The organism is Luteimonas sp. 9C, from assembly GCF_902506295.1.
In the GTDB taxonomy this organism is placed as follows: Bacteria; Pseudomonadota; Gammaproteobacteria; order Xanthomonadales; family Xanthomonadaceae; genus Luteimonas.
Map to the genome: position 1 here is coordinate 493,135 of NZ_LR733312.1, position 22,810 is coordinate 515,944.

The following is a 22,810-nucleotide window of genomic DNA, read 5'->3' on the forward strand; positions in this document are numbered from 1 at the left end:
CGATTCCAAGAGATCGCCATGAAATTTTCCGAGAACTGGCTGCGCCAGCACGTCAAGACCGATGCCACCCGTGACCAGCTGGCGGCGACGCTGACCGCGATCGGCCTGGAAGTCGAAGAGATCACGCCGCTGGGCGAGTCGCTCGATGGCGTCGTCGTCGCGCGCATCGTCTCGGCCGAGAAGCACCCCGAAGCCGACCGGCTGCAGGTCTGCCAGGTCGATGCCGGTGGCCGGACGCTGCAGATCGTCTGCGGCGCGCCGAACGCGCGTCCGGGCCTGGTTGCGCCGCTGGCAACGATCGGCACGACAGTCGGCACTCTGACGATTAAGGCTGCGCAACTGCGTGGCGTCGATTCCAACGGCATGCTGTGCTCGGCCAAGGAACTCGGCATCGACGCCGATGCATCGGGTCTGCTCGAACTGCCCGACGATGCGCCGATCGGCGCGCCGCTGGCCGACTACCTCGGACTGCCCGACGCGAGCATCGAACTCAAGCTCACCCCGAACCGCGCCGACTGCTTCGGCATCCGCGGTATCGCGTTCGATGTCGCCGCTGCCTTCGGCAGCGAAGTCGCACCGCTCGACGCGGCGCCCGTATCGGCGACGTCGGAGGCATCGCTGCAGGTGGTGCTCGACGCGGGCGCCGATGCGCCGCGCTATCTCGGCCGCGTGATCAAAGGCATCGACGCGACGCGCCCGACGCCTTCATGGATGGCCGAGCGCTTGCGACGCAGTGGCGTGCGTCCGGTCAGCTTCCTCGTCGACGTCACTCAGTACGTGATGCTCGAACTCGGCCAGCCGATGCATGCGTTCGACCGTGACCTGCTCAAGGGCCAGGTCGGCGTGCGCCGCGCGCGCAAGGGCGAAGCGCTCAAGCTGCTCGACGGTCGCGACGTGACGCTGGACGAACAGTTCCTCGCGGTCACCGACGCGGACCGCGTCGTCGCGCTGGCCGGTGTCATGGGCGGTTTCGACACGCGCGTGACCGACGGCACCCGCAACGTGTTCCTCGAATCCGCGCACTTCGCGCCGGACGCGATCATCGGCCGCAGCCGCCGTCTCGGCCTGCATACCGATGCCGCGCACCGCTTCGAGCGCGGCGTGGATCCGGAACTGCCGCGGACCGCGATCGAATACGCGACGCGCTTGATCCTCGATGTCGCCGGCGGCAGCGCCGGTCCGGTGACCGCTGCCGAACTCGATGCGCATCTCGCGCAGCCACGCACGATCGCGCTGCGTCGCGCACGCCTGACGCGTGTGCTCGGCCTGACGGTCGACGACGCGGAGATCGAACGCATTCTGCGCGCGCTGGGGCTCACCGTCGTCGCCAACGGCGAAGGCTGGCAGGTCACCGCGCCGACGCGTCGCTTCGATCTGGCGATCGAGGAAGACCTGATCGAGGAGGTCGTGCGCATCCACGGCTACGACCGCGTGCCGACCACGCTGCCCGGCGGCGCGACGCGCATCGCCGTGCCGAGCGAAACCCATGTGGCGGAGGCCGAACTGCGCCGGCAGATGGTCGCGCGCGATTGCCTGGAGACGGTCAACTTCGCGTTCGTCGATGCGTCGCTGCTCGCCACCTGGCAGGCGGATGCCGGCAGCGTGCCACTTGCCAATCCGCTGAGCGCCGAACTCGGCGTCATGCGCACCGCATTGCTCCCGGGGCTGGTGTCCACGCTCGCGCGCAACCTCGCGCGCCAGCAGGACCGCGTTCGCCTGTTCGAAATCGGCAAGGTCTTCGAGCAGGCGGCCGCAACTGGCGACGCGCCGGTCGAAACCCTGCGCGCGGCCGCTGCCGTTGCCGGCGATGCCGGCGCCGAGCAGTGGGGCCGTGCCACGCGTCCGGTCGACTACTTCGACCTCAAGGGCGATCTGGAAGCGCTGGCCGCAGTCGCCGGTGCGACTCTGGCCTTCGCGCGTTCGACCGCGCCGCACGGCCACCCCGGCCGCTCGGCCGATGTGCTGCGCGACGGCGCGCGCGTGGGCTGGATCGGCGAACTGCACCCGCGTCTGTTGCGCGCACTCGACATCGACGTGCCGGTGGTGGCGTTCGAACTCGACGCATCCGCATTGCAGGCCCGTCCGCTGCCCCGTGTGACCGGACTGTCGAAGTTCCCGTCGGTGCGACGCGATCTGGCGATCGTCGCGCCGGATTCGGTCGGTTGGGCCGCGCTGCAGGAGACCGTCCGCGCATCCGCCGGCCCGTTGCTGGCCGACGTACGCCTGTTCGACCGGTACGCAGGTCAGGGGGTCGAAACGGGGTTCAGGAGTCTCGCCATGGGCTTGATTCTGCAGGAAACTTCACGCACTCTGACCGATCGCGATGTCGATGCCGTCGTTGCGGATGTGGTGGCCGCGCTCGCGCGCGAACACGACGCGAAGATCCGGGGCTGAGGCCTCACAGGGGGATGGCTGCGTGGCACTGACGAAGGCGGATATGGCCGAGAAGCTCTATGAGGAGGTCGGCTTGAACAAGCGCGAGGCAAAGGAATTCGTCGACGCCTTCTTCGACGTGCTGCGCGACGCGCTGCAGCAGGGTCGACAGGTCAAGCTTTCTGGGTTCGGCAATTTCGATCTGCGGCGCAAGAACGAGCGCCCGGGCCGCAATCCGAAGACGGGCGAAGAGATTCCAATCTCCGCCCGCACGGTGGTGACGTTCCGTCCGGGGCAGAAGCTCAAGGAACGCGTCGAGGCCTACTCGGGTTCAGTGGGCGCCGCCCATGCTTGATCCGGGCAGCAACCGCGAACTGCCGCCGATTCCGGCGAAGCGTTACTTCACGATCGGTGAGGTGAGCGAACTGTGCGACGTCAAGCCGCACGTGCTGCGCTACTGGGAAACCGAGTTCCCGAGTCTCGAACCGGTGAAGCGTCGTGGCAACCGGCGCTACTACCAGCGCCATGACGTTCTGATGGTGCGCCAGATCCGGGGTCTGCTCTACGAGCAGGGCTACACCATCGGCGGCGCGCGGTTGCGTCTCGAGGGCGAGGGGGCGAAGCAGGAATCGGCGTTGAGCAACCAGATCGTCCGCCAGGTGCGCATGGAGCTTGAGGACGTCCTGCAGTTGCTAAAGCGCTGATCCCGAGGCGCGATATGGATGGGCGAAACGTCCGCCAGACGGTATAATTTCCAGATTCCGGGGTATAGCGCAGCCTGGTAGCGCACTTGTCTGGGGGACAAGTGGTCGTCGGTTCAAATCCGGCTACCCCGACCATTACACGCGAGATCCGAACGGCCCGTGCTCAAGCACGGGCCGTTCTGCTATCGGTCAGTCGTTGCGAGCGGCTCCGCTCACGCCGTGTCCAGCGCTGCGCGTCCCTTGGCCGAGAGATCGATGTCTCCGTCCTCGGCCAGCATGGCGTAGCCGGCGTTGACCGCCCAGCTGGTTTCGGATTCGGTGATCCGCGTGGTCGTGTCGATGTCCTGCAGGATGCGGCGCTCGTCTGCGCTGAGTGTCATGGTGTCGTTCCATTGGGGCGTACGGCACCGTAACGATCTGGATGTGGGAAGCGCGTGGGTACGCCGCGCAGTGGCCTGTGCAGTCGCCTCTTTGCTGAACCGATGGCGGATGGGTGTGCGTGACGACAGGCGTTCGCATGCGCGGATGTATGCTCGGCCTTCATCTTCTTGAACGGATTCGACGCATGGCCAGACAGCTCGTCATGATGTGTCTGCTGCTCGCAACCGCGCCGGTGATTTCGATGGCGGGGGCCCGGGATGATGCTGCGGCGCTCCCGCCCGCGGTCGCAGCGCCGGATGTCGGCGATGTGCGTGACATGGAGACGGTCGTGGTCACCGGCGTCCAGCCCGGGCCGGGTCTCTGGCGGGTGCGCCGCGGTACGCACACGCTCTACATTCTCGGCACGCAGTCGCCGCTGCCCAAGGCCATGACCTGGCGTTCGGACGAAGTGCGCGAGGTGCTCGCCGAAGCCGGCGTGGTGCTGGGCCCGCCCGGCGTGACCGTGGGCTCTGACATCGGCATCCTGCGGGGGCTGACGATGTTGCCCGCGGCCATGCGTGCCTCGCGCAACCCGGACGGCGCCACGTTGGACGCGCTGTTGCCAGCGGATCTCTACCAGCGCTGGTCCACGCTCAAGGCGCGCTACCTCGGGCGTGATCGTGGCATCGAGCGCAAGCGGCCGGCGATTGCCGTGTACGAGCTCTATCGCGCCGCGCTCGACGCCAACGGGCTGCGCGAAGGACGTGTGATCACACCGGTGCTCGACGAGGCATTGAAGGCGCGCGACATGGCGCTCACGCCGACCACGCTGGAGGTCAAGATCGACGACCCGCGCCAGGCGCTGGCCGATTTCCGCAAGGAAGGCACGAAGCCCGAGGACGTGGCATGCATGCGCCACATGCTGGACGTCATCGAGCGGGGGTTGCCGCAGGTCGCCGCGCGCGCCAACGCATGGGCCGTCGGGGATCTCGATGTACTGCGGGCGACGGCCGGGCAGGGCGCACGGGTACAGGCGTGCCTGTCATCGTTCCTGCAGACCGAAACCGCGCGCAAGCGGGGCTTGGACGATCTGGAGATGCAGGTACGCGCGCACTGGCTGGCAGCCGCGGACGAAGCGCTGACCCGGCATCGTGTGAGCTTCGCGACGCTGTCGGTCGACGATCTGCTGGGAACGGCCGGCTATCTCGCAGCGCTGCGTCCGCGGGTGGATGCGGTGCTTGCACCCGACGAGGCGGACGACGTCGACGACGGGAACGTCACGCCTGCAGACAGCGAAATGCCCTGATCCACCGCGGCGCGGACCGCACTCAGGCGGGCGTCCGCGCGCCGCGTCGATCCGTCAGCCTGCCGCGACCCGGGCGTCCGCCGCCAGCGGTTGTGCCAGCGCCGGCCAGCGGCGCAACAACGTGTTCCGGATGCCGTCCACATCCAGCCCGGCTTCGGCGAGCAGGTCCTCGCGACTGGCGTGATGCTGGAATGCGTCCGGCAGGCCGAGGTGAAGGAGCGGCATCGTCACGCCTTCGCCATTGAGCAGCTCGGCCACACCCGACCCTGCGCCGCCGGCAACCACATTGTCTTCGAGCGTCACGAAGCCATCATGGGTCTTCGCCAGCTCCAGCAGCAGATCCCGGTCGAGGGGGCGTACGAAGCGCATGTTGACCAACGTGAGGTCGAGCTGGGCGGCGACCGCTTCGGCGGCAGGCACGATTGCGCCGAAAGCCAGCAACGCGATGCGCGCCCCGCGACGACGGACCTCCGCTTTGCCGATGGTCAGCGTCTCCAGCGTGGTGTCGATCGGCACGCCCGGGCCGCTGCCGCGCGGATACCGCACCGCGGCAGCTCCTTCGTGGCGGAACCCGGTCGTCAGCATCGTGCGGCATTCCTGCTCGTCGGCTGGTGCCATGACGACCATGTTCGGCACGCAACGCAGGAAGCTCAGGTCGAGATTGCCGGCATGCGTCGCCCCGTCGGGGCCGACGACGCCACCGCGATCGATCGCGAACAGCACGTCGAGCTTCTGCACCGCCACGTCGTGGACCAGCTGGTCGTAGGCGCGCTGCAGGAACGTCGAGTAGATCGCCACGACCGGCTTGGCACCTTCGCAGGCCATGCCCGCGGCCAGCGTCACCGCGTGCTGCTCGGCAATGGCGGTGTCGAAATAGCGCGCCGGATATTCCTTCGAGAAACGCACCAGCCCGGACCCTTCGCGCATCGCGGGCGTGATGCCGAGCAACAACGGGTCGGCCGCAGCCATGTCGCAGATCCAGTCGCCGAATACGTCGGTATAGGTCGGCTTCTTGGCGCCGGCCTTGGCGACCAGGCCCTTGTCCGGGTCGAACGGAGACACGGCGTGATAGCCGATCTGATCGCCTTCGGCGAGTTCGTAACCCTTGCCCTTCGTCGTGATGACGTGCAGCAACTGCGGGCCTTTCAGGCCCTTGAGCGTCTTCAGGGTGTCGACCAGCGCCTTTACATCATGCCCGTCGATCGGCCCCGTGTAATGGAAGCCCATCTCCTCGAACAGCGTGGACGGCACGAACATGCCCTTCCAGTGTTCCTCCCAGCGGCGGACGAACTTCGCGGTCGGATTGTTCTTGTCGCCGAGCAGTTTCTTGCCGCCTTCGCGCAACGCATTGAGCGTGCGGTTGCCGGTCGCGCGACCGAGCATCTTGGTCAGACCGCCGACGGCTTCGCTGATCGACATGCGGTTGTCGTTGAGCACCACCAGCACGTCGGGCTCGGGTTCCATGCCGCCGGCGTGGTTGAGCGCCTCGTAGACCATGCCCGCGGTCATCGCACCGTCGCCGATCACCGCGACCACGCGCCGGTCGTTGCCTGCCTGGGCATTCGCGATCGCCATGCCCAGCGCCGCCGAGATCGAGGTCGAGGAGTGCCCGACGCCGAAGGTGTCGTACTCGGATTCTTCGCGCTTTGGAAACGGCGCGACGCCGTCCTTCTGCTTGACGGTGTGGATCCGGTCGCGGCGACCGGTCAGGATCTTGTGCGGATAGGTCTGATGGCCGACATCCCAGACGACGCGATCGTGCGGCGTGTCGTAGAGGTAGTGGAGCACGGTCGTCAGTTCGATCACGCCGAGGCCGGCGCCGAAGTGGCCGCCGCTCTTGCCGACGGATTCGATGAGATAGGCGCGCAGCTCGTCGGCGATCGCGGGCAGTTCGGACTCGTCGAACTGGCGGAGGTCGGACGGCGCGTCGATGCGCGCGAGGCGCGGATAGCGCGTGGAGTCGATCATCCGCCAATTGTACGCCGCGACCCTTCTGCCGGCGTCACCGATCTGTCATGGACCGTGCGTCGGTCCGCCTGTTCAGCGACCGCGCAGACGGGAGAAAAAACCGCCCGGACGCGCTGGCGTGTCGACCGGCTCGGGCGATTCCACGAACGGTTCGGCGTAGCCGGTCGCGAGATTCGCGTTCACGAACCGGACCACATCCTCCGCCGGCAGGCCGCTGGCGGCGACGATGTCGTCGAGCGTCGCCGGCCCCTTCATCATGGCCGTCGCGATGCGGAAATGCCGCGGGTACTCACGCTCTGTCTGCGGCCATTTGTTCAGCTGGTAGCGCGCATCGGGATCATGCGCGGCCGACAACGTGCCGTCTCCGGCAAGCAGGCCGCCCAGCCACACCAGACGCATCAGCGGCTGCGCCGCGCCGGACGCCTGCGTCTCGCGCGACCAGGTCGCGTCATCGACGGCCTCGATCGCATCACGCTCGATCGGCCCGTCGAAATACTGGCTCAAGGGCTTCAGCGTGGTGGGGCCGTGGTAGTGCTGCGCATCGAAATCGAGCCACAGCGTCGGTCCGGTCTCGCGCCGGTAGCGGCGCCGTCCGCGCAGCACGCCGGCGTCGAGCCAGGCCGCGAAGGGCAGCGCACGCTCCGGCTCCGGCTCCGGCTCCGGCTCCGGTTCGGCTTCGGGCTCGAGCGCGGGTTCGATCTCCGGCTGTGCCACGGGCTGCATGGCCGACGCGTCGAGGGGCGGCGTGTCGAGCGCATCGTCGCCCGCTGCCGGTGCCGCCTCGGGAGGCGCAGCCGGCTGCGCCGTCGCGGGCTTCGCGGTGGATGCAGCCGGAGCATCGGGCGCTTCGCGTGTTTCGGCTTCGGGCGCGGACGTGTCTGCAACCGCCGCGGATGCCGGCACGTCGGACGGGGTCACCTGTGCGTGCATGTCCAGCGCGACGTCCTGCGTGGCGGCGATTTCGCGCAGCAACGCGGCCATGGTGTGGTCGTCGAACGGACGACCCAGCCGAAAATGGGTCTGTACGCGCGGCGCCGAGGTCAGGCCGACGATCTGCTTGCCGGCCGCGTGCAGGCGCAACCAGCTCATCGGGCCGTACATGCTGTCCATGTCGACGATGACGTGCTGGGCGTCGGGTTCTGCGACCAGCAGGAAGGGCGCACCGAGCTGGGTGTTGGCACCGGCGAATGCAGCGCGCAGGGCGGTTTCGGTGGCGGTATCCATTCCGCTCAGGGAGATCGTCAGGGTCATGCAGGACATACCGGGCCACGTTGCGCGAGCTGCGCCATCGCTGGAGTGTATCGAGTGCCGTCGACGCTGTGCAGCGAACGCGCTGCACGGCCGTGGCATCACCCCCGGTCGCGGCGTGGCAGATGGGTGCTGAGAAAGGCCATCTGGTCGGCGAGGATGTTGCGGTTACTGAGAATCAGGTGCTCGATCCAGCTCGGCCGGAACGGGACCGCCAACAGGGGCATCGAGGCCTCCTGCGGCGTGCGCGCGCCCTTGCGCGAATTGCAGTGGAAGCACGCCGTCACCACGTTCTCCCAGATGTCCAGGCCGCCGCGCGACAGCGGTTCGACGTGGTCGCGTGTCAGCGTCTGACGACCCGCGCGGCGACCGCAATACAGACAGAGCTGGTGATCGCGGGCGAACAGGGCGGTATTCGTCAGCGCCGGCGTCGGGTCCGTCGCGCTCGGGCGGACGTGGCTGCGGCCGGCGATGATCGGATGCAGGTCCATGCGGCTCTGCTGCCCGGTGGCGCGACACAGGCCGCCATGCACGGTCATGCAGGGATCGCCAAGCGTCCAGGCAACCGCGCCGCGCGCGTACAGGCACGCGGCGTCCTGCCAGCTGATCCAGTTGAGGGCACGGCCGTATGCATCGAGGGCGAGCAGACGGACTGCATCGCGACGCGGCGCGTGACCAGAAGGTGCGGGGGAGACTCCGGCGTCCAGCGCGTTTGCAGCGCCGGTGGGGATCAGGCGTGTGATCGCGCTGTCTGCCTCCATTGCGATCGAGCATATACCCGAACGATGACACTGTGTGCAACGGATTTGAGCGCACGTCGCGACGCCGGATGGCCGTCGCGACGTGCGCGCAGGGCTCAGCTGTCGAGGGCCTCGTCGGTGATCGACAGCAGTGGGGCCGGGCCGCTGGCGATCACGGCCGCATGCGTCAGCGTACGCGGCAGGATGCGGCTGAAATAGAAGCGCGCAGTCTCACGCTTGCCGGCCTTGAAGGTCTCGGAGCGCGACGAGGCATCCGCCACCGCCACGCTGCGCGCCCACCAGTAGGCCAGGGCCACGTAGCCGGAGAAGAACAGGTAGTCGTGGGCGGCCGCGCCGATCTCTTCGGGATCCGCCGACGCGCGTTCGACGATGGCACGGGTCAGCGCCTGCCACTCGCCGGCCTTCTCGCGCAGCGGTCCGATAAACTCGGCCAGCGCTGCATCGGTCGCATGCTCGGTGCAGAAGCCCTCGATCATGCCCAGGAATACGCGCAGGCCCGCGCCCTTCAGCTGCAGGGTCTTGCGGCCCATCAGGTCCAGCGCCTGGATGCCGGTCGTGCCCTCGTAGAGCGTGGTGATGCGCGCGTCGCGGGCGAGCTGCTCCATGCCGTGCTCGGCGATGTAGCCGTGGCCGCCGAAACACTGCAGCGCGTGAGACGTGCACTCGTTGCCCCATTCGGTGAGGCACCCCTTGACGATGGGTGTCAGGAATCCGAGCAGATCATCGGCCTCCTGTCGCGCGGGGGCGTCGCCGGCATGCGCTGCGCTGTCGACCAGCGACCCGGCGTGATACGCCAGTAGGCGACCGCCTTCGGTCAGGGCCTTGCAGGTCAGCAGCATGCGGCGCACATCGGGCTGCACGAGGATCGGATCGGCCGGCTTCGACGGCAGCTTCGGGCCCGACAGCGCACGCGACTGCAGACGTTCGCGTGCGTAGCGCAACGCGTTCTCGTAAGCGCGCGTGGCAAGACCCAGCCCCTGCACGCCGACGCCGAGACGTGCGGTGTTCATCATCGTAAACATCGCCATCAGGCCCTTGTGCGGCTGCCCGACGAGATAGCCCTGCGCACCGTCGAAGTTCATCACGCAAGTTGCGGACCCGTGGATGCCCATCTTGTGCTCGACCGCGCCGCAGCGCACCGCGTTGCGTTCGCCAACGGTGCCGTCGCGGGCCACGCGGATCTTGGGGACGACGAACAGCGAAATGCCGCGGCTGCCTTCGGGTGCGTCGGGCAGGCGTGCCAGCACGAGGTGCACGATGTTGTCGGTGAGGTCGTGCTCGCCCGCGGTGATGAAGATCTTGGTGCCGGTGATCGCGTACGTCTCGTCCCCGGCCGGCTCGGCGCGGGTCTTGAGCAGGCCCAGATCGGTGCCGCACTGCGGCTCGGTCAGGCACATGGTGCCGGTCCAGGTGCCGGCGATCAGCGGCTTGAGGAAGACCTCCTTCTGCCAGGCCTCGCCGTGGTGGTGCAGCGCGTTGACCGCGCCATGCGACAACAGCGGGAAATTGCTCCACGCGAGGTTGGCCGCGTCGATCATCTCCTCCAGGCAGATGCCGATCGCGTGCGGCATGTTCATGCCGCCGAATTCGGTCGGCGCGCTGATGCCGGTCCAGCCGCCTTCGACGAACTGGTCGTACGCCGCCTTGAATCCGTCGGGCGTGGTGACCGCGCCGGTAGCCTTGTCGAAGCGCACGCCCTGCACGTCGCCGATGCGGTTGAGCGGGGCGAGGACGCCCTCGCACAAGCGCGTGCACTCGTCGAGCACCGCGTCGACGGTCTCGCGGTTGGCGTCGTCGAAGCCGAGCGTGGAGAACAGGGACTCGACCTGCAGGACGTCGTGCAGCGCGAAGCGGATGTCGGTCAATGGGGCGTGGTAGGTGCTCATGCGTCGGTCTGTCTCGTATTCGGGTCGTTGAAGGGCGGCGGTCTCAGCGCATCACGCCGGGCAGCCCGGGGACCGGAGCCAAGGTGCTGTCGCGGCGGATGGTGTAGTCCCGGGCACTGCCGCGGTCGTCGGGCGCGGCGCGGATGGTGCCGTCGATGCGGTACGGCAGCGCGCGACCCGCGGCCAGCGCGTCGGCCGCATGCAGCCGGCCTTCCGGAGAAGGCGCAAGACGGAGGCTCAGGATGTCGGCCGATTCCGGGCCGATGGTCAACGCGGGCGTGGCGTCGAGGATGCCCGCCGACTCGCCGTCGACCGACAGCGTGAAACGCAGCGATTCGAAGCGCATAGGAATGCTGCTGTAGTTCTGCAGCCGCAGATCGACAGACCAGGTGCCGTCGGCGGAGACGCTCAGTTGCTGGAGACTCGCGGTGGGCTCGGACACGCGACGCTGCCCGGTGGCGCAGGCGACGAGGGCGCCGATCATCAACAGGATCGTCAGCAACTTCCACGGCTTCATGCGCGGCACTCCGGTGGCTGGGTGGAGGCCGATGTTAACGCGTCGACGGTCGCCGGCCGCTGCAGTCCGGCGGCGGGAATGCGCCCGGCGAAGAAGATTTGCTAAAAACGGTTGCTGTTCGCGAGCCTGCCTCGTATCATGCGCCTCCCGCAGTGGCCGGGTAGCTCAGTTGGTAGAGCAGGGGATTGAAAATCCCCGTGTCGGGGGTTCGATTCCCTCCCCGGCCACCATTGCGAGAACGTCGAAGGCCTGCCACGCGCGGGCCTTTTGCATGTCTGCCGTTCGGGCCATCGCTGCCGCCCTCGGCGTCGCCTCTTCGCGGTGTTCGGCGCATGGCAGCATGCGTGTGCGCGCCTCAAGAGGTCCCAGCCCAGCCGGATGGCGCGCCGTCAGCCGTGACACGTCTTGGCCGAAGCGGAGGGGTGGGCCGGAGCTGCACCGTGATCGCGGATCAGTGCACTCGCTGTTTGGCTGGAGGCGAGCTTGGCGCGCAGCGAGGTGCACACGGCTGGATAGACCGCTGCGATGCGCCGATAACAGGTGCGGTTTCGGGCAGAAGCTGGACGCGCTAACTTGGGTACCCACCGCTTGCGCAACGGACCCTGCCTGCGCGCACTGCATGCTTGCGCACGAATCCGTTAGGTGGCGCTTGCGAGATGGCGCTCGTGGTCTGCACGCCCGCGCGTTTGATCCGTTCCCGGACACACCTTCGGCAGAACAGTCCGAAGCGCCCCAATCAAGATTCCGCCGTGCCAGCGCAAGACAAAACGCAGCTCACGTTGCCTGCGCGGTCATTTGCCCAGGTCGCCGCGTGCAATCCGCGCACGGCTGGCGCGCGTGGCCCGGGACGCATTCCGAAACGCCACGTCGTCGTGCGGCATACGTGCGGCGACGCTGCATACGCCAGACTTTCGATTGCTCCAATCGCCACGGCTGGTTCCGCCGCGTGCGTCGAAGGCCATCGGCTCGCAGCTGGGACCCTCGGCAGACAATCGGGCCGGCGTGTCCGCCGGCCCTCGTGAAGCTCAGCAGCAGCCGTGGTCGCCGTGGCGGGTCCCGCTGTCGGCCACGACCGCAGCACCGGTGGTCTCACCGCGCCGGCCTGCATGATGGTGTTCCGTGATCACGCGGGCGACGCAGCTCGTGACGCGCTTGCCCATGTCGATGTGCAGAAACTCGTTGGGGCCGTGGGCATTGGAATGGGGCCCGAGCACGCCGGTGATCATGAACTGCGCGCCGGGAAATTTTTCGCCCAGCATGCCCATGAACGGGATCGAGCCACCTTCGCCCATGTACATCGCAGGCTTGTCGAAGAACGCCTGGCTGGCGTCGTCGATCGCTTTGGCTAGCCATGGCGACATCGCCGGCGCGTTCCAGCCGGTCGCGGCTTTTTCCAGCACCATCGTGACCGTCGCGCCGTTAGGCGGATCGGCCAGCAGCACCTGCTGCAGCAGTTCGCCTGCGCGCTTGCCGTCCACGGTCGGCGGCAGACGCAGCGAGAGCTTGACCGCCGTGTGCGGGCGCAGGACGTTGCCTGCAGATTGCAGCGACGGAATGCCATCGATGCCCGTCACAGACAACGCCGGGCGCCATGTACGGTTGAGCACCAGTTCCGAGAGGTCCTCGGATACCTGGCCGTCTCCACGCGTCGGAAACATCGGCTGAAGCGTGCCGGTGAGCGGGAATTTGTCGTAGATCGCGGTATCGAGCACTTCAGCCGCGCGGCGTGCCTGGTCGAGGCGTTCGGCCGGAATCTCGGCATGCAGGCCCTCGACCCGGATGCGACCGGTGTCCTCGTCCTCGATGCGCGACAGCAGTTGTCGCAGCAGGCGGAAACTCGACGGCACCACGCCGGAAGCGTCGCCCGAATGCACGCCCTCGTCGAGCACCTTGACCGTCAGGTTGCCGCCGGCGAGGCCGCGCAGCGACGTCGTGCACCACAGCTGGTCGTAGTTGCCGCAACCCGAGTCCAGACAGACCACCAGCGACGGCTTGCCGATCCGATCGGCAAGATGGTCGACGTAGGCGGGCAGGTCATAGCTGCCCGACTCTTCGCAGGCTTCGATCAGCACCACGCAGCGTGCATGCGGCAGCCCCTGCTCGTGCAACGCCAGGATGGCGGTGAGCGAGCCGTAGATCGCATAGCCGTCGTCCGCACCGCCGCGGCCATAGAGCTTGCCGTCCCGCAGTACCGGCTTCCACGGGCCAAGATCGTCGTCCCAACCGGTCATCTCGGGCTGCTTGTCGAGGTGGCCGTACAGCAGCACGCAGTCATCGTCGCTACCGGCGTTGGCTGCCGGAATCTCGATGAAGATCAGGGGCGTGCGGCCCTCGAGCCGGACGACCTCCAGCGCGAGGCCGGCGATCGGCTGGGCCTGCGCCCATGTCGTCATCAGGTCGACGGCCTGTTCCATATAGCCGTTCGCCACCCAATCGGCGTCGAACATCGGCGATTTGTTCGGAATCCGGATGTACTCGACGAGCTGGGGCACGATTTCGTCATCCCACTTGGCGCTGACGAAGCGGTCGGTCTGGCGGCTGTCCATTCGGATGTTCCCGCATGCGTAAACCGCCATTCTACCGCGGCCCGCCGTGTAGGAATTTTCCTACAAACGCTCGGGCGTTCGGCTGGCTACGGCCCAGCAGGGCCGCGGATATTCTGGCGACGTGGCGTTGGGAAGACTGGCAACACCGGCAAGGACGAATACGTCGCCAGTCGGGAATGGATTCCACCCAACACCAAGGAGTTAGGACATGAAGTCGATCCGAGCCGTGCTTGCGTCGTTGTGCCTGTCGCTGCTGCTGGCGGGTACCGCATTCGCGAACGAGAGTGTCGAGAAGGTCAACATCAATACCGCGGACGCGGCCACGCTGGCGCGCGTACTGCACAACGTGGGACAGGCCAAGGCGGAAGCCATCGTGGCCTACAGGGATGAAAACGGGCCGTTTCGAAGCGCAGAGCAACTGGCGCAGGTGAACGGTATCGGATTGCGGACTGTCGAGCAGAACGTCGATCGCATTGACGTCGGCGCCGGATCGCAGGCAGGCGCTGCACGGGCGGCCAACCCGCCCGCAGCCGCCGGGAACAAGGGGGCTGCGCAACTGCGCTGACTTTGACCCACCGCTGACGCCTCCACAGGACGTGGGGGCGCCAGACGAGGAGCAGGACGCTCCACGGGACCGGCAGGATGCCGCTACAGGGACGTACTCGTCGCCCGCTTCGCATCGGATGCAAAGCGGGCGATCCTGTATCTGGGGCGCGCGATGAGTACCGCGATGTGACCTCCGCGACGCCTTTTACTGCAAGCCGTTTCGGGTAGGCGGATTCCGTGACATCCACGCGGACGATCCGTTCGTGGACGGGGCCGGGCGCGAAGCACCGAACGCGGTCGGCGATGTGCCGGAAGCCACGGCCGCCCGAATCCAACCGCAGACGTCGCATTTGATCCAGGCAGTCACCGGTCCGAGCTGGCGTCGATTGGAGTCGTCGTGAAGCTGCCCGGCCCGACAGACTAGACTCAGCGTATGGGTGACCGATCCGACCAGCCTCTTTCCGTCCAGAGGATCGACGCGCAGAACGCGCGGCGGGTGCGTTGGCGCAACGATCTGGGCTGGACGCGGGAAATCCACGTTGAACATGCCCCTGACGAGAGGGTGTGGCGCTGGCGGCTGTCGGTGACCGAGATCGAGCAGCCGGCGGCGTTCTCACGTTTCGAAGGTGTGGAACGCGAGCTGATGCTGCGCACCGGGAACGGGCTGGTGCTGCGCTTCGCGGACGGAGAAGTCTGCAATCTGCAGCCGCCCCATGCCCGGTTGCGTTTTGCCGGTGATCGGGCGGTATCCGGCGAGCCCGCGGGTGCGGGCGTCAGCGCGTTGAATCTGATGTGGCGCCCGGACTCGATAGACGCGTCGACCTGGCATCGGCCGCTGGTCGGCAGGATGGTCATCTTCGTGGATCCCGGCGAGTGCTGGCTGGTGCATGCCCTCACCGGCCAGGTGCGCTTCGGCGCATCGCGGTCGCCCGCGCTCGAGTCCGGCGACTCGCTGTTGCTGCGGGCACCGGACGGGCGTTGCCACCATGCACTCGACGGCGGCGGCGAGCTGCTGCTGGCCCGGTTCCGGACCGTCGCTGCAGCGGTGTGACCAACCCGACGCGGAACAATCCCGTCGTTCCCGAAGCGGCCGCGCACTTCCCGCGCGAGGCCGCGCGATGCCCATGCAGCCGAGGATGGGGCGAATGCAGCGCCCCGTTTCCAAACGCTCAGAAGCGGACGTTGATGCTCAGCCAGAGACCGCGGGCCTTGTCCTTGTTGTTGTAGTGGTCGTAGTAGAGGATCTCGTCGGTCCCGTCGAAGCCCGGCGTGCCGTCGAGTTCCCGGAACTCGGTGTCGTAGGTCGTGAAATCGCGATCGAGCAGGTTATTGATGCGGCCGTTGAGCGTGACTGCCTCGTTGAGCTTGAACGAGGCGCCCAGGTGCAGCACTTCGTAATCCCTGTACGACAGCACCTCGCCGGTGATCGCGTGCAGGCCCCTGTAGCGCTTGGACCGGGCTTCGGCGGTCAGGAACAGGTTGAGCCGCTCGCTCGCCTGCCAGTCCAGTGTGGCGTTGGCCATGTGGCGCGCACTGTTGCCGAGCGGAAGGCCTGCTTCGCTGCCGCTCTTCTGCTCGCTGTCGGTGAAGGTGTAGTTCGCGCGGACGCCGAACGCCTCGCTGATCTGCCAGCGACCGGCGACCTCGACGCCCTGGATGACGACTTCGTCGATGTTGACCGTCCGGGTGCTGGACGCATAGCCGATGTCGGCGAACTCGCCGGCGCTGGTGCAGGTGAGGGTCGTGCCCGGTCCGCAGGCCTGCGAGGCGATCTTGTCGTCGAAGCTGTTGTGGAACAGGGTCAGGTTGAAGTTGTGGCCGTCCGGGCTCTGCCAGTAGACCGCCAGTTCGGTGCTGGTGCTGGTCTCGGGCTGCAGATCGGGATTGCCGAACATCGGCAGTGTCCCCTGTCCGCCGAACCCGATCACGCCGTCGTAGAGCTGTGTGGTCTTGGGCGTCTTGAAACCGGTGCTCACGCCACCCTTGACCGTCCACTGTGGACTGATCGTGTATACGCCGTACAACCGCGGGCTCAGGTGGTTGCCGAAGATCTCGTGGTCGTCCCAGCGCACACCCGCGGTGAGCGCGAACGGCTCGGTGATGGTCCACGTGTCCTCGGCGAACAGCGAGTACATGTTGTGTTCCTGCTTCAGGCCCGGCGTGCCGCTTTCGATGCCGAAGATGCCGTCGGTGAGTTCGCCCTGGATCACCTGCGCGCCGATCACCGCGGTGTGGTCGCCGGCCAGCTGGAAGGGGATGTCGAGCTTGGCGTCAAGCGTGTACTGCGCGCTTTCGAGCGTGCGCTTGGGGCGTGGCAGGAACGTGGATTCCGCGCGGGCACGACGCTCGGCCAGTGACAGTCCGGCGTAGGGTCCTGTGCCGTCGATCATCCGCAGCAGTTCGGCGCGCTCGTCCACGGTGAAGGGCATCGTGCGGCCGTCGTTGTTGGTCGCCACATGCGACAGCGAGACGAAACTGTTGCCGAAGTCCCAGCGGCCTTCGTGGGTCAGCGACCACGCGTCGCGGGTGAATGCCTGCACCGCGCCGTAGCCGACGCGCGGATTGGCGCGGCGCGACCAGGTGCCGCCATTGGATCGGCAGGCATTCGCGTTCGCACCGGCGGCGCCGAGGCAGAAATTGCCGGCGGTGAAAATGCTGTTGATGTTGTCGACGGTGCCGACCGGATATTCCTCGACGCCCTGGTCGTTGATCCGGATCGCGTTGTCGTATTCCTGGCGCGAGGTGTCGTAGTCGAGCGTGAGGCTCTGGTGCTCGGTCGGCATCCAGGCCAGCGTGAGACCACCGGCCTTGTTGGTGTTGTCGACGGTCTTGCCGCCGCCACCGAACCCGAGCGGGCGCGTCCGCTCCACGCCGTCGGGTCCCGTGACCGGTGCATAGACCGGGTTCGACGCATCACGGTCATACCAGCTGGCGCGCGCGCTGAGGTTGAGCACGCCCGGGACCAGCGGGCCGGTGACGAAGGCATCGACCGTGGTGTCCTCGCCGAACTCGCTGTTCTCGAACGACCGGCTGACGGTCGCCGAGCCATGCCACGTATCGAGGACCTTCTTGGTGATGATGTTGATGACCCCGCCCATCGCGTCCGCGCCGTAGAGCGTGGACGCGGGACCGCGGATGACCTCGATGCGCTCGAACGCGTCCAGCGGCGGGATGTGGTTGAACTGGTTGCCGCCGAAGTTGTTCGGGTAGATGTCGCCGTGGTTGTTCTGGCGTTTGCCGTCGACGAGGATCAGCGTGTAGTCCGAGCCCATGCCGCGCATCGAGATGGACCCCTGGCCGGTTTTGTCGCGGGTCTCGCCGACGTCGATGCCTTCGATGTCGCGCACCGCGTCGAGCAGCGTCATGTACGGGCGCTTGGTCAGGTCTTCCTGGGTGATGACGCTGATGCTCGCGGGCGCATCGGTGAGCTTCTGCTCGAAACCGGCGGCGGTCACGACGACGGCGTCGAAATCGGTGGGGTCGGCGGCGAGCGTGGTGTCGGCAAACGCGGCAGGGGAGGACAGCAGGCCCAGCAGCGCAAGTGCGAGCGGGCGACGGGTCGGGAAACGGGTCATGGACATCTCGTGGGCAAAGTCGGAACGCGGCGTGGCGTCGGCTGGCCGGAGTCGGGGGGGCATAAGCGTGCTGCAGGCCGCGCGAGGCCGCACGCCGTCCGGTCGGGCTGACCGGCAGGCCGGCGCGGCCGGCGCATCCAGCGTTCAGCGCGGTGGCGCGCGACCGCGGTGTTGTCGGCGGCGTAGACCGGCGTGGCGCGGCGGGCGTGCCCCGGTGCGCGGGCCGCGCATGCGGGGTTTGCGTTGTGATGCGGATGCCGGTGCGGCGGGCGCGGCTGTGTGGCGCGGGGCCGTGCGCAGCGTCGTCGGCTGAGATGCCGCTCGGGTGGATGTCACCGACGGAGCCGCGGCCGCCGCGGCTGGTATCTCACCACCAGGCGCCAGTGTGAGTGCGTGCGGTCGGGCCTCTGCAATCAGGCCGCTCGCTGCCGGAGCCGGGCCGGGCAGGACCAGACACAGGACGGTCAACAGACAGAGCGTGATTACCCACAGCGTATGCATACGGTTGTCGCGCGTCGCGTTGTCCCGCGCCTTCGATGGTCTGTTGCCGTGCGCCACGCGCGATCCCGTGCGGGCACGAACGCCCGATGACAGCATCTTAAACGAGAATGCTTCTCGAACGCAAAAGTAAACGATTCCGCTTCAAGCGCCGCGCTGCGGGCATACGCGGGGTGTCTGGACCCGCGGGGTCAGTCGCGATCGTCGCGTGTCCAGACGCCGCCGTGCTCGATCCTGGTTGGGAACTTCGCGACGGGCTCGTAGGCCGGGGCGCAGAGGGCGCGGCCGTCGCGGACATCGAACTTCGCGCCGTGCAGCACGCATTCGATGGTGCCGGCGCCGGCATCGAAGGCACCACCGCTCGACAGGCCGAAATCCTCGTGGCTGCACTGGTCTTCGAGCGCGTAGAGATCGCCGTCGAGATTGAAGACGAGGATCGGCACGCTGGTGATCTCGTCGAACGTGGTCCGCATTTCGCCCGGCAGCAGCTCGCCAGTGGCACATACGAATGTCCAGGTCTCACTCATGCTGCAGCTCCGAAGGTCTTCTCCAGCACCTCGAAGCGCAGGTCGTCGCGCCGTGGAATGCCGAAGCGGGTGTCGCCGTAGGGAAACGGCTTGTGGACGCCAGTCCGGCGATAGCCGCGGCGCACGTAGAACGCGATCAGCGCGTCGCGCACGTCGATGACGGTCATGCGCATGGCGGGCAGGCACCATTCGTCGCGGGCGACGCGCTCGCACTCGCGCAACAGAGCGTCGCCGGTGCCCCGGCCTTGCAGCGTGGGATCGACCGCGAACATGCCGAAGTAGCCGACGCCGTCCTCGATCGCGACGTGCGCGCAGGCGAGCGGTCGGCCGTCTTCGCCGTCGATCACGACGACGCGGCTGTCGGCGCGGGCGATGTCGTGGGCCAGCACGGCGGGATCGATGCGCGCGCCGTCGAGCAGGTCGGCTTCGGTGGTCCAGCCGCTGCGGCTGGATTCGCCGCGATAGGCGGACGTCACCAGGGTGACGAGGGCGGGCACATCGACGGACGTGGCGGTGCGGAACACGGGTGCGGACATGGCGGCGGACGAAGTCGTGACGCCGCCATTATCCCGCGACAGCTGCGCGCCCGTGCGTGTGGAAGCACGGGGCCGAAAATGCAGCCTCAAGCCAGCAGCGTGCGCACTTTGCGCAGTGCAGCGACGAAGGCGTCGACTTCCTCGTGCGTGTTGTAGAACGCGGGCGACGCGCGGCACGTGGCGGCCACGCCGTAGAACTGCAGCAGCGGATGCGCGCAGTGCTGGCCGGAGCGGATCGCCACGCCTTCGAGATCCAGCAGCGTGGCGAGATCGTGCGCGTGCGCGCCTTCGATCAGGAAGGCCACGACCGCGGCCTTGTCGGGCGCGGTGCCGAAGATGCGCAGGCCGTCGATCTCCTGCAGCGATTCGGTCAGGTGCGCGAGCAGTTCGGCCTCGCGACGCTCGACGTGGTCCATGCCGAGCCGGTCGAGATAGTCGACCGCGGCGCCGAGCCCGACGAAACCGGCGATGTTCGGCGTGCCGGCCTCGAAACGGTGCGGCGGATCGTTGTAGACCGTCTTCTCGAAGCTGACTTCCTTGATCATCTCGCCGCCGCCGAGGAACGGCGGCATGGCCTGCAGATGTTCGCGACGCGCCCACAGCGCGCCGGTGCCGGTCGGCCCGCACATCTTGTGGCCGGTGAAGGCGTAGAAATCGCAGCCGAGCGAGGCGACGTCGACGCGGCGGTGCGGCACGGCCTGCGACCCATCGATGACGGTGACGACGCCGCGCTTGCGCGCCTCGCGGCAGATCTCGCGGACCGGATTGACCGTGCCGAGCACATTGGACACGTGGGCCAGCGCCAGCAGCTTCACATCCGTCGTCATCGCGCGGCGCAGGGCGTCGAGGTCCAGCGTGCCGTCTTCGAGGATTTCGGCCACGCGCACCGTCGCGCCCGTGCGCTCGGCGACGAGCTGCCACGGCACGATGTTGGCGTGGTGCTCCATGCGCGAGACGAGGATCGTGTCGCCCGCCTTCAGCCGCGGCAGCGCCCACGACCAGGCGACCAGATTGATCGCGAACGTCGTGCCGCTGCACAGCACCAGTTCGTCGCTGCGCACATTGAGGAACCGCGCAAGCTTCGTGCGCGTGCCCTCGTAGGCCTCGGTCGCTTCGGTGCCGAGCTGGTGCACGGCGCGGCTGACGTTGGCGTTCTGTCGCCGGTAGAAGCCGTCGACCGCCTCGATCACCGACGCCGGCTTCTGGCCGGTGTTGGCGTTGTCGAAGTAGATCAGCGGTTTGCCGTGGACTTCGCGCAGCAGCAGCGGAAAGTCGGCGCGCACCGCCGCCCAGTCGACGCTGCCGTCATGCGCAAGCGGCGCGCTGGGCGCGTCGAACGGCGGCGTCAGCGGCGGCAGGGTGGCGCTCATGCGAGCGCGAGTCCCGACAGCGCGCCGTCGAGGCCGGCCTCGGCGTGCGCACGCAGCGACGGATCGGCGATCGTGGACAGCGGCTCGCGGACGAACGCGGCCGTCAGCAGGCGCTGGGCGTCCGGCGCCGGCAGGCCGCGCGAGCGCAGATAGAACAACGCGCCCGGATCGAGCTGGCCGACCGTCGCGCCATGCGCGGCCTGCACTTCGTCGGCATGGATCACCAGCACCGGCTGGGTGTCGATCTCCGCCGTGGCGGAGAGCAGCAGGTTCTTGTTCGACAGGCGCGCGTCGGTGCCGTCGGCGCCGGCATCGATGGTGATGCCGCCATGGAAGACGACGCGGCCGCGCTGGTCGCCGATGCCGCGCCACTTGAGTTCGCAGGCGGTGCGCTTGCCGATGTGGCGGATGCCCAGCCGCGTATCCACATGTGCGCGGCCACCGGCCAGCAGCACACCGTTTGCGGTCAGGCGCGCGTCGTCGCCGAGCAGACGCACATCGAGTTCGTGCCGCGACAGTGCGCCGCCGGCCTCGACATCGACGCGGGTGTAGACCGATGCCCCGTGCAGCTCCGCATCGGTGCGCAGGAAGCTGGTCGCGCCATTGCCGCGATGCTGCAGGCGGACGTGGTGCAGATCGGCCCGGTCGGCAACGCGCAGCGAGACGACCGTGTTGTCGAGGTGGCGATGCGCACCGGCGTCGAGGTGATGCTCGACCAGCGTCAGTGTCGCGCCTTCGCCGAGCGCGACGTGGTGGCGCAGATGCCAGGCGAGGTCGCCGTCGGCAGGTGCGCCGACGAACGCGAGATGCACGGGCGTCTCGATGCGCGCACCGGCTTCGACCGAGACCGATGCGCCGTCACGGGCGAGCGCGCCGTTGAGGCGGGCGAACACGGCATCGTCGCGATCGTCGATGTCAGGCAGTGCGCCGGCATCGGCGAGCGCGCCGATCGAGAGGCCGGCCACGGGTGCACCCGCATCGGACAGTGCTGCAGAGAGCCGACCGTTGACGAAGACCAGGCGCGGCGCGGGAATCGCGGCCAGCAGATCCCCATCTACCGCGGTATCGGCCTGCGGCGCGACGAAACTGCGGCGCTCGAGCGCGCGCAGCGAGGTGTATTTCCACGCTTCGCTGCGTGGACCGGGCAGGCCGGTCGCGAGCGTCGCGTCGAGGGCCGCGCGACGGGCGGCGTCGCCATCGAATCCGGCGGCAAGAGAGTCGAGCAGGGCACTCATCAGGCAGCGGTCTCCGGCGCGACGCGGTCCTTGATCCAGGCGTAGCCCTTCTCTTCGAGCTGCAGCGCGAGTTCCGGACCACCGGTCTGCACGATGCGGCCGTCGGCCAGCACGTGCACGACGTCGGGCTTGATGTAGTCGAGCAGGCGCTGGTAATGCGTGATCACGATGAAGGCGCGGTCGGGCGAACGCAGCGCGTTGACGCCGTCAGCGACGTTCTTCAGCGCGTCGATGTCGAGGCCCGAGTCAGTCTCGTCGAGGATCGCCAGCTTCGGCTCGAGCACGGCCAGCTGGAAGATCTCGTTGCGCTTCTTCTCACCGCCCGAGAAGCCTTCGTTGACGCCGCGGTGCAGCAGGCGGTCGTCGAGGTGCAGCACGGCCAGCTTCTCGCGCACCAGCTTGAGGAACTGCATCGAATCGAGCTCCTCCTCACCGCGTGCCTTGCGCTGCGCGTTGAGTGCGCTGCGCAGGAAGTAGGTGTTGTTCACGCCCGGAATCTCGACCGGATACTGGAACGCGAGGAACACGCCGGCCGCGGCGCGCTCCTCGGGTTCGAGTGCCAGCAGATCCTGGCCCTGGAACGCGACCGTGCCGTCGGTGACCGCGTAGCCGTCGCGACCGGCGAGCAGGTTGCCCAGCGTCGACTTGCCGGCGCCATTGGGCCCCATGATCGCGTGGACTTCGCCCGGCTTCACGTGCAGCGAGAGGCCCTTGAGGATTTCGCGCTCGTTGATGGAGGCGTGCAGGTTGTCGATATTGAGCATGGGTATCGTGATTCGAAAAAGAGAAAGAGAACCGGCGCGATGCGAGCTGCGTCGAAGAGCGGGTGCGTCGCCGGCCCCGCGGGCCGGCCG

General features: G+C 67.8%; 19 protein-coding genes and 2 tRNA genes. 8 read left to right on the forward strand and 13 right to left on the reverse strand.

The window, feature by feature from the left end; translation table 11 throughout:
• Positions 1-18: 18 nt before the first annotated feature.
• The 4 genes from pheT to CURTO8I2_RS02120 all read left to right on the forward strand — a co-directional run bounded on the left by pheT (position 19) and on the right by CURTO8I2_RS02120 (position 3,212).
• Positions 19-2,394: a phenylalanine--tRNA ligase subunit beta gene (gene pheT, locus CURTO8I2_RS02105; protein ID WP_159678268.1), complete on the forward strand. Its 2,376-nt coding sequence runs from the start codon at positions 19-21 to the stop codon at positions 2,392-2,394.
• A 22-nt stretch (positions 2,395-2,416) separates the two neighbouring features.
• Positions 2,417-2,728 (forward strand): integration host factor subunit alpha, encoded by a 312-nt coding sequence (locus tag CURTO8I2_RS02110; protein ID WP_159678270.1) that lies wholly within the window; start codon positions 2,417-2,419, stop codon positions 2,726-2,728.
• Positions 2,721-3,077 (forward strand): MerR family transcriptional regulator, encoded by a 357-nt coding sequence (locus tag CURTO8I2_RS02115; RefSeq protein WP_096209477.1) that lies wholly within the window; start codon positions 2,721-2,723, stop codon positions 3,075-3,077. Before CURTO8I2_RS02110 ends, CURTO8I2_RS02115 begins: the two co-directional genes overlap by 8 nt.
• Positions 3,078-3,135: 58 nt before the next feature.
• A tRNA-Pro gene (locus tag CURTO8I2_RS02120) sits at positions 3,136-3,212 on the forward strand.
• A 77-nt stretch (positions 3,213-3,289) separates the two neighbouring features.
• On the opposite strand, the gene CURTO8I2_RS02125 is transcribed toward CURTO8I2_RS02120, so the two are convergent.
• Entirely contained in the window at positions 3,290-3,457 is a 168-nt protein-coding gene (locus tag CURTO8I2_RS02125; protein ID WP_201295462.1) for a hypothetical protein, read from the reverse strand.
• Between the two features lie 113 nt (positions 3,458-3,570).
• Between CURTO8I2_RS02125 and CURTO8I2_RS02130 the strand changes: the two genes are divergently transcribed.
• A complete protein-coding gene (locus CURTO8I2_RS02130; RefSeq protein ID WP_236550978.1) occupies positions 3,571-4,743 on the forward strand; it encodes a TraB/GumN family protein in 1,173 nt (390 codons plus the stop codon).
• Positions 4,744-4,797: 54 nt separating this feature from the next.
• Here CURTO8I2_RS02130 and dxs read toward each other — a convergent pair whose 3' ends face one another.
• From dxs to CURTO8I2_RS02155, 5 genes are all read right to left on the reverse strand, one after another.
• The gene (gene dxs / locus CURTO8I2_RS02135; protein WP_159678272.1) at positions 4,798-6,711 is read right to left on the reverse strand and encodes a 1-deoxy-D-xylulose-5-phosphate synthase; all 1,914 of its coding nucleotides are present in this window, start codon (positions 6,709-6,711) and stop codon (positions 4,798-4,800) included.
• Between the two features lie 72 nt (positions 6,712-6,783).
• Positions 6,784-7,935 (reverse strand): hypothetical protein, encoded by a 1,152-nt coding sequence (locus CURTO8I2_RS02140; protein WP_236550979.1) that lies wholly within the window; start codon positions 7,933-7,935, stop codon positions 6,784-6,786.
• Between the two features lie 125 nt (positions 7,936-8,060).
• The gene (locus tag CURTO8I2_RS02145) at positions 8,061-8,720 is read right to left on the reverse strand and encodes an HNH endonuclease (RefSeq protein ID WP_159678276.1); all 660 of its coding nucleotides are present in this window, start codon (positions 8,718-8,720) and stop codon (positions 8,061-8,063) included.
• A gap of 95 nt (positions 8,721-8,815) precedes the next feature.
• Entirely contained in the window at positions 8,816-10,606 is a 1,791-nt protein-coding gene (locus CURTO8I2_RS02150) for an acyl-CoA dehydrogenase C-terminal domain-containing protein (RefSeq protein WP_159678278.1), read from the reverse strand.
• 43 nt (positions 10,607-10,649) lie between these two features.
• Positions 10,650-11,123, reverse strand: coding sequence for an LEA type 2 family protein (locus tag CURTO8I2_RS02155; RefSeq protein ID WP_201295463.1), 474 nt, complete (start codon positions 11,121-11,123; stop codon positions 10,650-10,652).
• A 154-nt stretch (positions 11,124-11,277) separates the two neighbouring features.
• Here CURTO8I2_RS02155 and CURTO8I2_RS02160 point away from each other — a divergent pair.
• Positions 11,278-11,353: transfer RNA gene (locus tag CURTO8I2_RS02160), tRNA-Phe, on the forward strand.
• A 795-nt stretch (positions 11,354-12,148) separates the two neighbouring features.
• On the opposite strand, the gene CURTO8I2_RS02165 is transcribed toward CURTO8I2_RS02160, so the two are convergent.
• A complete protein-coding gene (locus tag CURTO8I2_RS02165) occupies positions 12,149-13,669 on the reverse strand; it encodes a M20 family metallopeptidase (RefSeq protein WP_159678280.1) in 1,521 nt (506 codons plus the stop codon).
• Positions 13,670-13,877: 208 nt separating this feature from the next.
• On the opposite strand from CURTO8I2_RS02165, the gene CURTO8I2_RS02170 reads away from it, so the two are divergent.
• The gene (locus CURTO8I2_RS02170; protein ID WP_159678282.1) at positions 13,878-14,234 is read left to right on the forward strand and encodes a ComEA family DNA-binding protein; all 357 of its coding nucleotides are present in this window, start codon (positions 13,878-13,880) and stop codon (positions 14,232-14,234) included.
• 414 nt (positions 14,235-14,648) lie between these two features.
• Entirely contained in the window at positions 14,649-15,266 is a 618-nt protein-coding gene (locus CURTO8I2_RS02175; RefSeq protein WP_159678284.1) for a HutD family protein, read from the forward strand.
• 118 nt (positions 15,267-15,384) lie between these two features.
• On the opposite strand, the gene CURTO8I2_RS02180 is transcribed toward CURTO8I2_RS02175, so the two are convergent.
• The 6 genes from CURTO8I2_RS02180 to sufC all read right to left on the reverse strand — a co-directional run bounded on the left by CURTO8I2_RS02180 (position 15,385) and on the right by sufC (position 22,720).
• Complete coding sequence (locus CURTO8I2_RS02180) at positions 15,385-17,790, reverse strand: TonB-dependent receptor (RefSeq protein ID WP_159678286.1); 2,406 nt, start codon at positions 17,788-17,790, stop codon at positions 15,385-15,387.
• A 689-nt stretch (positions 17,791-18,479) separates the two neighbouring features.
• Positions 18,480-18,815, reverse strand: a complete 336-nt coding sequence (locus CURTO8I2_RS02185; protein ID WP_159678288.1) for a non-heme iron oxygenase ferredoxin subunit — start codon at positions 18,813-18,815, stop codon at positions 18,480-18,482.
• Complete coding sequence (locus CURTO8I2_RS02190) at positions 18,812-19,351, reverse strand: GNAT family N-acetyltransferase (RefSeq protein ID WP_159678290.1); 540 nt, start codon at positions 19,349-19,351, stop codon at positions 18,812-18,814. The genes CURTO8I2_RS02185 and CURTO8I2_RS02190 overlap by 4 nt, the downstream gene beginning before the upstream one ends.
• Positions 19,352-19,437: 86 nt before the next feature.
• Positions 19,438-20,721 carry a cysteine desulfurase gene (locus CURTO8I2_RS02195; RefSeq protein ID WP_159678292.1) on the reverse strand — a complete coding sequence of 428 codons (1,284 nt, stop codon included), beginning with the start codon at positions 20,719-20,721 and terminating at the stop codon, positions 19,438-19,440.
• Complete coding sequence (gene sufD / locus CURTO8I2_RS02200; protein ID WP_159678294.1) at positions 20,718-21,956, reverse strand: Fe-S cluster assembly protein SufD; 1,239 nt, start codon at positions 21,954-21,956, stop codon at positions 20,718-20,720. The genes CURTO8I2_RS02195 and sufD overlap by 4 nt, the downstream gene beginning before the upstream one ends.
• On the reverse strand, positions 21,956-22,720 hold the full coding sequence (gene sufC, locus CURTO8I2_RS02205; protein ID WP_159678296.1) for a Fe-S cluster assembly ATPase SufC: 765 nt from the start codon (positions 22,718-22,720) through the stop codon (positions 21,956-21,958). The genes sufD and sufC overlap by 1 nt, the downstream gene beginning before the upstream one ends.
• Positions 22,721-22,810 lie beyond the last annotated feature (90 nt).